This is a genomic window from Streptomyces colonosanans, from assembly GCF_001866645.1.
Taxonomy (GTDB): Bacteria; Actinomycetota; Actinomycetes; order Streptomycetales; family Streptomycetaceae; genus Streptomyces; species Streptomyces colonosanans.
Window position 1 is genome coordinate 26,350 of the sequence record NZ_MLYP01000077.1, and the last position, 9,071, is coordinate 35,420.

The 9,071-nt window shown below is 69.7% G+C and carries 8 protein-coding genes and 1 pseudogene; 3 read left to right on the forward strand and 6 right to left on the reverse strand.

The features are described 5' to 3' along the window. Window positions 1-83: 83 nt before the first annotated feature. Window positions 84-1,178, reverse strand: a complete 1,095-nt coding sequence (locus tag BIV24_RS26690) for a GNAT family N-acetyltransferase (protein WP_071369016.1) — start codon at window positions 1,176-1,178, stop codon at window positions 84-86. Between the two features lie 4 nt (window positions 1,179-1,182). Next, complete coding sequence (locus BIV24_RS26695) at window positions 1,183-1,605, reverse strand: hypothetical protein (RefSeq protein ID WP_071369017.1); 423 nt, start codon at window positions 1,603-1,605, stop codon at window positions 1,183-1,185. 474 nt (window positions 1,606-2,079) lie between these two features. On the opposite strand from BIV24_RS26695, the gene BIV24_RS26700 reads away from it, so the two are divergent. Next, on the forward strand, window positions 2,080-2,877 hold the full coding sequence (locus tag BIV24_RS26700; RefSeq protein ID WP_071369018.1) for an SGNH/GDSL hydrolase family protein: 798 nt from the start codon (window positions 2,080-2,082) through the stop codon (window positions 2,875-2,877). 3 nt (window positions 2,878-2,880) lie between these two features. Here BIV24_RS26700 and BIV24_RS26705 read toward each other — a convergent pair whose 3' ends face one another. After that, entirely contained in the window at window positions 2,881-4,407 is a 1,527-nt protein-coding gene (locus tag BIV24_RS26705; protein WP_245766950.1) for a serine/threonine-protein kinase, read from the reverse strand. A gap of 578 nt (window positions 4,408-4,985) precedes the next feature. Here BIV24_RS26705 and BIV24_RS26710 point away from each other — a divergent pair. Next, window positions 4,986-5,255 carry a hypothetical protein gene (locus tag BIV24_RS26710; RefSeq protein WP_071369026.1) on the forward strand — a complete coding sequence of 90 codons (270 nt, stop codon included), beginning with the start codon at window positions 4,986-4,988 and terminating at the stop codon, window positions 5,253-5,255. A gap of 399 nt (window positions 5,256-5,654) precedes the next feature. Here the strand turns inward: BIV24_RS26710 and BIV24_RS26715 are convergent. The 3 genes and pseudogenes from BIV24_RS26715 to hmgA all read right to left on the reverse strand — a co-directional run. Then, window positions 5,655-6,035, reverse strand: a pseudogene (locus BIV24_RS26715) (type ISP restriction/modification enzyme); the annotation flags it as partial. A 12-nt stretch (window positions 6,036-6,047) separates the two neighbouring features. Beyond that, entirely contained in the window at window positions 6,048-6,797 is a 750-nt protein-coding gene (locus BIV24_RS26720) for a GntR family transcriptional regulator (RefSeq protein WP_071369020.1), read from the reverse strand. A 27-nt stretch (window positions 6,798-6,824) separates the two neighbouring features. Continuing rightward, window positions 6,825-8,141 carry a homogentisate 1,2-dioxygenase gene (gene hmgA / locus BIV24_RS26725; RefSeq protein ID WP_071369021.1) on the reverse strand — a complete coding sequence of 439 codons (1,317 nt, stop codon included), beginning with the start codon at window positions 8,139-8,141 and terminating at the stop codon, window positions 6,825-6,827. 157 nt (window positions 8,142-8,298) lie between these two features. Between hmgA and BIV24_RS26730 the strand changes: the two genes are divergently transcribed. Further along, on the forward strand, window positions 8,299-8,826 hold the full coding sequence (locus tag BIV24_RS26730; protein ID WP_071369022.1) for a hypothetical protein: 528 nt from the start codon (window positions 8,299-8,301) through the stop codon (window positions 8,824-8,826). The last annotated feature ends 245 nt before the right edge of the window (window positions 8,827-9,071 follow it).

Sequence of the window (9,071 nt, forward strand, 5' to 3'; positions counted from 1 at the left end):
GGTAGATGTATGACGGTATTGACGGTTGCGTCTTTATGGCAAGACCTGGGACATGTCCCTCGTTTTGTTGATATTGCCGTAACTCAGCGCCTCGAACGGATCTTCCCCATCCGTTTGAGGACCCGGTCGGCCGACTCGAAGAGTTCCGGCCGTGACAGCACCGCATTGCGCAGTGCCCGGACCGGGGCGCGACGCGCCCTGTGTCCGAACGCGACAGGGTGACGTCGCGTCACCCACCCTTCCGACACCGAAATCTCCCGTGTCTTCAGGGAATCCTTGTATTCCTTCTGGCCCCGTCCTAGATCCAGGTAAGCGATGCCGTCGGCCGCTGCCGCCTCGGCCATCCGCAGATGCAGGATCAGCCCGGGGGAGTATTTCGCGAAATCCGTGTCGTACGCCGGGAACCAGCAGGCGAGAACGCGTTCGGTGCGCAGTCCGAAGTGCGCCGCAATCGGCCGGCCGTCCGCGTAGAGGACCGACAGAATTCCCGCGAACGGCTCGGAGCGGGTGTGGAAGAGCTGGTGTACCAGCTGATTGATCCAGGGGTGCGCGAAGCGGTCGCTGCGCCCGGTTCTGCGGTACTGCGCGGACTTCCAGGCCATCAGTGTGTGCAGGGCGGCCTGGTCGCGCTCGTCGTGGACGTAGCGCACCTCGCCGGCATCCCGTCCCAGTCTGCGCTCCTTGGCGAGCGTGGTACGGGTGAACTTCGGTGACCGGGCGCGCAGTTGGTTCAGGTAGGTGTCGTACCCCTGATCGACGTCCATGACCGGGGACGGGAAGGTGCCGGAGACTCCCTCCTCGAACGGAGCCTGGCCCTCCATCAGGTGGTCGAACTCCCAGACGGCCAGGGAGCAGGCCCTCAGCAGCTCCTTGGCGTCCCAGGTGAAGCCGGGCCGGTGCACCAGGCCCTGGCAGTCCGAGACCCCGAGACCGGCGGCCCGGCCGACCCCTGCGGCCGTTCTCTGGAACGGGAAGAACGCGGCGGGCTCGCCGTCCTCGTAGGCGACCGCGATCCGCACGCCGCGTCTTGCTCGGCCCACGGCGAGTGTGAACTCGGGGGAGAGGAAAGGGTTCGCCAGTTCGGGCGAGCCGTTGAGATGGGCCTTCGACTGCAAGGCCGTCCATGCCGCCCGGTCCGCGGAGCTGAGTTCGCCGGGGCGGTACACCCTGATGTCCACGTCTTCAGGCCCGTCTTCTCACCGTACGGCCGCGCTGCCGCCGTACCAGTACCAGCAGGAGAACGAGGGAGCTGATCACGGTCACGGCGACGATCCCGCCGCGGACCGACCATCGGTGCACCGCCAGCATGCCCTGGGCGACGAGCAGATCGATCGTGATCGCTCCCGCGACGGACACCACTGTGCGGGCGAATGGATCCAGCTCCCGCAGGGCGGCTCCGATGGCCATGGCCGGCGCGGCGAGCAGGAAGAACAGTGTGAACGGGCCGCGCAGCGGTGAGTCCGCGTCGCTGAGCGCGAGGATCGCGCCGGCTGTCGCGACGACCACGGCCGCGCCCGTGAGCAGGGGTGACAGGTCCCCTCCCGGATTCTGTCCCAGCTGCCCGTCCTCACCTGATGAAGGTGGCTTGATGCCTAAGGTCTGCATTGGCGACTTTGCCCCCCGAAGCGCCGGATGCCGGGCTTCAATGTCGCGCAGGCGACTGGGGGTCGTCAAGATGCGGAAGCCGTACACACGCGTTCTTGGCCTGCTCTAAACATGTGTTCCGTAAAGGCCTGCGAGGCCTTTGAGGAACCTGTGTTCGGTGAATGTGGCCGACGTCATCGCGGGCGTCGTGGGGCGCGTGAGTGTGAGGGTGCGCGCCTCCAAATACGAACGGCCCGGAGCGATGAATTCCGCCCGAGGCTGAGGAAAGAGCGGGTCAACTCGTTTCTGATTTCAAGGTCTTGGCACGCCGTCAGGTATCTGTCATGGTCACGTAACAGACGGGCAGTGGGCGTGCGGAGGACGGGATCTGGGCAAGCGCTCACATCTTTGGCATGAACACTTCCGGTCAACGCGCGTAGCTGGTACCACAGTTGCGGCACCGTTCTTGCCCACCCCCCCCGCAAAGGAGATTCCATGAGACGTCCTCGCCTTGTGGCGTACGTGACATCGCTGTTCCTCGCCGTCGGCATCGCCCTCACCGGGGCGTCCGCGGCGCAGGCGTCGACAGGGGCCTATGTGGCTCTCGGTGACTCCTACTCCTCCGGTGTCGGCTCCGGCAGTTACATCAGTTCCAGCGGCGACTGCAAGCGCAGCACGAAGGCCTACCCGTACCTCTGGCAGGGTTCCCACGCCCCGTCCTCGTTCAGCTTCATGGCCTGCTCGGGCGCCGTCACCACCGATGTGATCAACAATCAGCTCGGTGCCCTCAACTCGTCCACGAGCCTCGTCTCCATCAGCGTCGGCGGCAACGACGCCGGCTTCGCGGATGTCATGACGAACTGTGTGACCAGCTCCGACAGTGGCTGCCTGTCACGGATCGCGACGGCCAAGGCGTACGTCGACTCGACCCTGCCGGGTCGGCTCGACGCCGTCTACAACGCGATCAGCTCCAAGGCCCCCTCGGCCCGTGTGGTCGTCCTGGGGTACCCCCGCTTCTACAAGCTCAACACCACCCTCTGCCTCGGGCTGTCCGAAACCAAGCGGTCGGCCATCAACGGCGCCGCCGACTACATCGACACCGCGATCGCCAAGCGTGCCGCCAACCACGGCTTCGCCTTCGGTGACACCCGCAGCACCTTCAGCGGCCACGAGCTCTGCTCCGGAGACTCATGGCTGCACAGCGTCGACTGGCTGAACATCGGCGAGTCCTACCACCCGACCGCGGCCGGCCAGTCCGGCGGCTACCTGCCGCTGCTCAACAGCCTGGCCTGACGGTCATGAATGGGAGGGGGAGGCCTCGCCCGTCGGGGTCTCCGTCTCACAGGTCACCGAGAACGGCACCGAGTTGGAGGTGGTCCGCACCGGACCGCGTACCTCCACACGGATCTCGCCGCGCACGGTGCCGCTTACGTCCTCGGTGGTGACCACGATCTGCCGCTCCGCCGTCCTCGCACCGCCCGCTGGGAACGACAGCGTCGTCCACCCCGGGTCCGAGACCTCCCCCGTGCTCGTGACCCAGCGGTAGGACACATCGGCGGGGACGCTGCCCACCGTGAACGTCACCGTGAACGTAGGTGGCGTCGAGTCCGACGACCAGCAAGGGCCGGAGTAGTCGGTGTGCGTCCCCGTGACCTTCACCGACACGGACTGGGCGGGCGGGCTCTTCGTGTGACCGCCCCCGCTCGCGCTGGCGGACGGGGAGCCGCTCGTGGGGGTGGTGCCCGTGGGGGCGGTGCCCGCATCCGTGCTCTGCGCGGGGCTGCTCGAATCGCCCCCGCCGCCCGTGCCGTTGCTGTGCGTGGCCCCGCCGCCTGTGCCCTGTTTGTCGCCTCCGTCACTGCGGTTCGCCAGGGCGTATGTCAGCCCCGCCACGGCCAGCACGAGGACGGCCAAGCCCGCGATCAGTACGGCGACGGCACGACGGCCTCGCTCCGCGGGCTCCGGCGGAGCCGTGTAGGCGGGCCCGGGCGTGGACAGCCGAGCGGTAGGCGGTTCGTCCGGGAAGGTGGTGACGGTCGGTGTGTACGCAGGGGCACCCGTGCGCGGAGTGCCGCCCGCGCCGATGATCCGCAGGTCCTGCTCGGCCCACTCGGCCGGGAGGCGTTCGGCCGGGTCCTTGCGCAGCAGCCCCTCGATCACCCCGGTCAGCGGCCCGGCCCGGCGCGGTGGCGGCAGTTCCTCGTCGACGATCGCCCGCAGCGTGCTGAGCGGGGTGTCCTGCCGGAACGGCGAGTTGCCCTCGACCGCCGCGTACAGCAGCACCCCGAGCGACCACAGATCGGACTCGGGCCCCGGAGTGTGCCCCATGGCCCGCTCGGGGGCGAGGAACTCCGGCGAGCCGACGACCTCACCGGTCATCGTCAGCGCCGAACTGCCCTCGACCCGGGCGATGCCGAAGTCCGTGAGGACCGCCCGGCCGTCGTTCGCCAGCAGCACGTTGCCCGGTTTGACGTCCCGGTGCAGCACCCCGGCCGCGTGTGCGGCGCGCAGGGCGGCGAGCACCTCCGCGCCGATGGACGCGGCCCGCCGCGGGGAGAGGGGGCCCTCGGTGTCCAGCAGGTCCGACAGCGCGATACCGCGGATCAGTTCCATCACGATCCAGGGACGGCCGTCCTCGTGGGCCACGTCGTAGACCGTCACCACGTTCCGGTTCGACACCCGGGCGGCGGCCCAGGCCTCGCGCTCCAGCCGGGCGTACAGGCGCTCGACCTCGGCCGCCGGAAGCCCGGCCGGGGCGCGCACCTCCTTGACGGCCACCTCCCGGCGCAGGACCTCGTCGCGGGCCCGCCACACAGTTCCCATGCCGCCCTCGCCGAGGGGGGACAGAAGACGGTAGCGTCCCGCGATCACACGCTCAGGGCCGGGCTCTACGGACACGGGCGTCCCCCCATTCGCATCCGCGTGATCTATCCGCTTTGCGTGGTGTCTTCCCAAAAGTAGCTCAACCGAGTGCGGATGCCGCCCCTTTGAACACCAGTCCGTCTCCGGGGGCCGCGACGGCGAGTGGGGGACCGAGGCGCGCGATCGTCACCGCAGCGGACTCGGCGCACCGTCCCGCGGTAGCGTGCATCAACTCTGGTGCATGCGCCCCGTCGTGCAACCGTGCTCCCCCGGTCTCCTCCCCGGCGGCACGCCCCTGCTCACGAGCGGTTCCGGTAAGCCGTTCCCGCACCCGCCACGACCGGCCGGCCCGGCGGCAACCCCTGCCGCCACCAGCCGATCCTTCCTCCAACTCGCCCTGCAATCCGTCGGATTCGGACAGTGATCGTCAATCCCCTTACAGAGGAGGTGAATCCTGGGCCCGCGATACACGAGTGCCATGAGGGGGCGATAGGGTTACTCTGCCCGGGCCGGGTGGACTCGTACGGGTGGGGAGTGACATGGAACAGATAACAGTGCGCAGCAGGGCAAGAGTCCCTGCCATCGTCTGCGGGAGCAGTGCGACCAGCTCGCGCCTCGACCGCCATCTCTCGGTGCTGGGGGGCCCTGCTGTCCCGCAGCGTGAGACGGCCGAGGCGACCTTGCTGATGCGCGAGCTGACCTCACGCAGCGCCACGCACGACCACTCCGGCAGGCGTGCGCGCGTGCGAGGGGTCTCGCTCTTCGCGCCGCTGCGCCGACTGCGGCGTTCGCTGTTCGGCGGGCGCTGAGCGACACCGGCCTTCCTACTGGCGCCCGCGACGCGGGCGTCCCGCAAGGGCCCGTGCTCAGGCCGCCACACCGTCCCGGCACAGCGCTGCGATCTCGTCGTCCGTCATCCCCACGGCACGCGGCAGCGCCAAGGTGTGCTCCCGGGCGCGGGCACGTCCCCCATGCGCGTCACGCCCCCACCCGGCGGTAGCGCTGTGAACGGCCCCACCGGCATCCCCACCCCCCTCGGCTCGGATGCTCGACAGTGTCCCGACGGCCTCCGAACCGCCCGCCCGGAAGGACGGCGCCCGGCCGGGCGGAGGCTGTGCGCCCTGCTTCCTCACGTGCCGTGCGTGTACCGGCGTACCGCGAGCGGCCGGAACGCCGCGATCAGCACGGCGCGCCACGTCGGCGACCCACTGGTGCGCGTCCGCCACCCGCCACAACTCGGGGCGTGCGGCGTCGATCAGCCGATGGTCGGGGATCAGCCACTGCTCGTCGAACGGTGCGTGCAGTACGCGGACGGGCTGCGGGCAGGGACCCGAGGCGCGCAGCAGCCTCCCGGTTCCGCCGTCCCGGCCCGGCAGCGACCCGACCGACGTGTGCAGCGTGCGCGAACGCGTGGGCTCGAACAGCGCCTCGCGATCAGGCTGTTCGGCCTTCATGAGAGCGTCCCAGCGCGCCCTCAGCGAATCAGCGTCGGGCGCCGACGGCCACGCGCGGCCGGGCCGCAGGGGGGCGACGGACCACGGCATGAGGTCCGCGAGCAGCGGAGCGTCGTCGTACGTCACGCCCGGCATGGTACGACGCGGTCAGGTGGTTTCGAGGGTGACCGTGAACGAGAAGCGGTCCCCGCGGTAATGGATCACCGCCACGTCGAGCGGGCGCCCGTCGGTGTCGTAGGTGATGCCGGTGTAGTGCAGGATCGGGCTGAGCAGCGGGACCTGGAGCAGCCGCGCCGTCTCCGGGTCGGCCAGCCGTGCCTCCACGGTGTCGCTGATGCGGCTGATGTCCACGCCCACCACGTCCCGCAGCACCCTGGTCATCGGCCACCGCGTCAGGTCCTCGTGGTCGATGCGCCGGGCCAGCTCGGGACGGACGTAGTTGCGCGCGTGATTGGTCGGCTCGCCGGTCTTCTCGTCGCTGCGCAGCCGGTGGTACGTGGCCACCTCCGCGAGATCCGGGAAGTACTCGGCGAGTTCGGCGGGCACCGGGGCCGTGCCGTGGTCCAGCAACTCGGTCGTCATGCCGGACTGCTGGGCCACGATCGCGTCCACCGAGCCCAGCAGCCGTACCGGAGCGCCCCTGATCGCACTGGGCTCGATGAACGTGCCGCGCCGGCGATAGCGGCTGATCAGCCCCTCGTCCTCCAGCTCCTTCAGCGCCTGCCGCATGGTCAGCACACTCACCCCGTAGTGCGCCGCCAACTGCTCCTCGGTGGGCAGGCGCAGCGGGTCCTGGGGTGAGCGGCCGAGTATCGAGGCGCGCAGCGACTGCGACACCTGGTACCAGAGCGGCAGCTTGCGGTTCAGGACGATCGAGTCGGGAGCGAAGGAGGACACGGGGGTATCCGTACCGGTCACCGGCGCTCAGTGCAACGGGCGGAAGTGGCGCTCGAGGCCCTGCCACACGTCGTCGTACTCGCGCTGCAGGTGCTCCGCCTGTGCCGCGTGCGGTGTCAGGGTCATCGGCCAGCGGGTCTCGAACATGAACGCCAGCCCGTCGTCGACCTTCTGCGGCCCGAGCTCGGCGGCGCTGGCCCTCTCGAACGTCTCCCGGTCCGGGCCGTGCGCCGACATCATGTTGTGCAGCGAGCCGCCGCCCGGCACGAAGCCCTCCGCCTTGGCGTCGTACGCGCCTTCGATGAGGCCCATGTACTCGCTCATCACGTTCCGGTGGAAGTAGGGCGGCCGGAAGGTGTCCTCGCCCACCAGCCAGCGCGGCGCGAAGACGACGAAGTCGATGCCCGCCAGACCCGGGGTGTCGCTCGGCGAGGTCAGCACCGTGAAGATCGACGGGTCGGGGTGGTCGTAGCTGATGGTGCCGATCACATTGAACCGGTGCAGGTCATAGACGTACGGCACATGGTTGCCATGCCAGGCGACGACGTCGAGCGGCGAGTGGTCGTAGACGGCCGTCCAGAGGTTGCCGCAGAACTTGTTCACCACCTCGACCGGGCCCTCGACATCCTCGTACGCGGCGACCGGGGCGCGGAAGTCCCGGGCGTTGGCGAGGCCGTTGGCGCCGATCGGGCCGAGGTCGGGCAGCCGGAAGGGCGCCCCGTAGTTCTCGCACACATACCCGCGGACGGAGTCGTCGAGCAGCTCCACACGGAAGCGCACCCCACGCGGGATCAGCGCCACATGGCCGGGCTCCACATGCAGCATCCCGAACTCGGTGCGCAGCAGCAGCCCGCCCCGCTCCGGGACGATCAGGAGCTCGCCGTCGGAGTCACTGAAGACCCGGTCCATGGACGCGTTGGCGTGGTACAGATGCACGGCCATGCCGGCGCGCTGGGTCACGTCGCCGTTGCCGCCGAGGGTCCACAGGCCGGCCAGGAAGTCCGTCCCCGCCGGGGGTTCGGGCAGCGGGTTCCAGCGCAGCCGGTTCGGGTCGGGCACCGTCTCCGTGAACGGGCCCGAGCGCAGCGCGCCGTTGTCCCTGCGCGTGAAGACCGGGTGCGCCGCGGAGGGGCGGATGCGGTACAGCCAGGAACGGCGGTTGTGCGCCCGGGGCTCCGTGAACGCCGTTCCGCTCAGCTGCTCCGCGTACAGCCCGAGCGGGGCGCGCTGCGGGGAGTTGCGGCCATCGGGCAGGGCGCCCGGTACCGCCTCGGAGCTGTGTTCATTGCCGAAACCGGAGAGATAGGACAGCCCCTCCGCGGTCTTCCTCGCGTCCCCGCTCATCACCGCTCCCTTGTCACTGATTCCTATGGATCACCGTAGGATTCAGGTGCCCCGTGCGCAAGAGGGCGGACGAGAACCGACTACGACCGCCGGGGGACACAAGAACCAGTCCCTGGGAGGGATTCGGCCGCAAGACGGGTGCCATACGCTCGTCGGTATGTCATGGACGCGCGGACTGCGCGCCGTGCTCGCGGTGGGTGCGCTACTCGGTGGCTTGGCGGGCTGTGGCTCAGGCGACGCGCACGAGCGGAAGGGCGAGGTGACGGCCTCGCCGGTGGGCAAGGTGCTGGGCGCCACGGACGAGGAGGGACGGCACTACCGTGAAGTCGACAAGAAGGGCGCGCCCGAGGTGGCGGTCGAGGTCAAGCCGGACTCCGGCGACGACTGGAATGTGCGGCTGACCGTCCGCAACTTCCGTTTCTCACCCGCCGGTGTGCACCCGGAGGCCGTGGCGGGCCAGGGCGTCGCCCGGCTCTACCTGGACGGCCGCTCTCTCGTACGGCTGCGCTCCGGCGACTACCACCTCTCCGGCCGGCTGATCCCGCGTGGCACGCACCATGTCACGGTCCGGCTCTACGCGGACGACCAGACCCTGTGGGCGGTGCGCGGCAAGGCGGTCGAGAGCACGGCCGACATCACGGCGTCGGCCGCGGAGACGACGCCGGGCCCCACGGGCACGGGATGACCTCTGCCGTCACCCGATGAGCACGGGGGAGTACGAGGGCAGCCCGTGTCCCGTACGGACGGGCGAGGTTCACCTGTTTCTTGCGAGGAGGCCCCGGCGCTCACGCCGGGGAGGCATCGCATCTTGTGGCAGCGACGCGGAGCGTCGCCGCGTCCTGCTTTCCGGGCGCGGAGCGCCGCTGTGGCCTGCCCGGTGGAGCCGGGTGAAGACGAACGCGTGTGCCTGGGTTCGCCGATGGGGGTGAT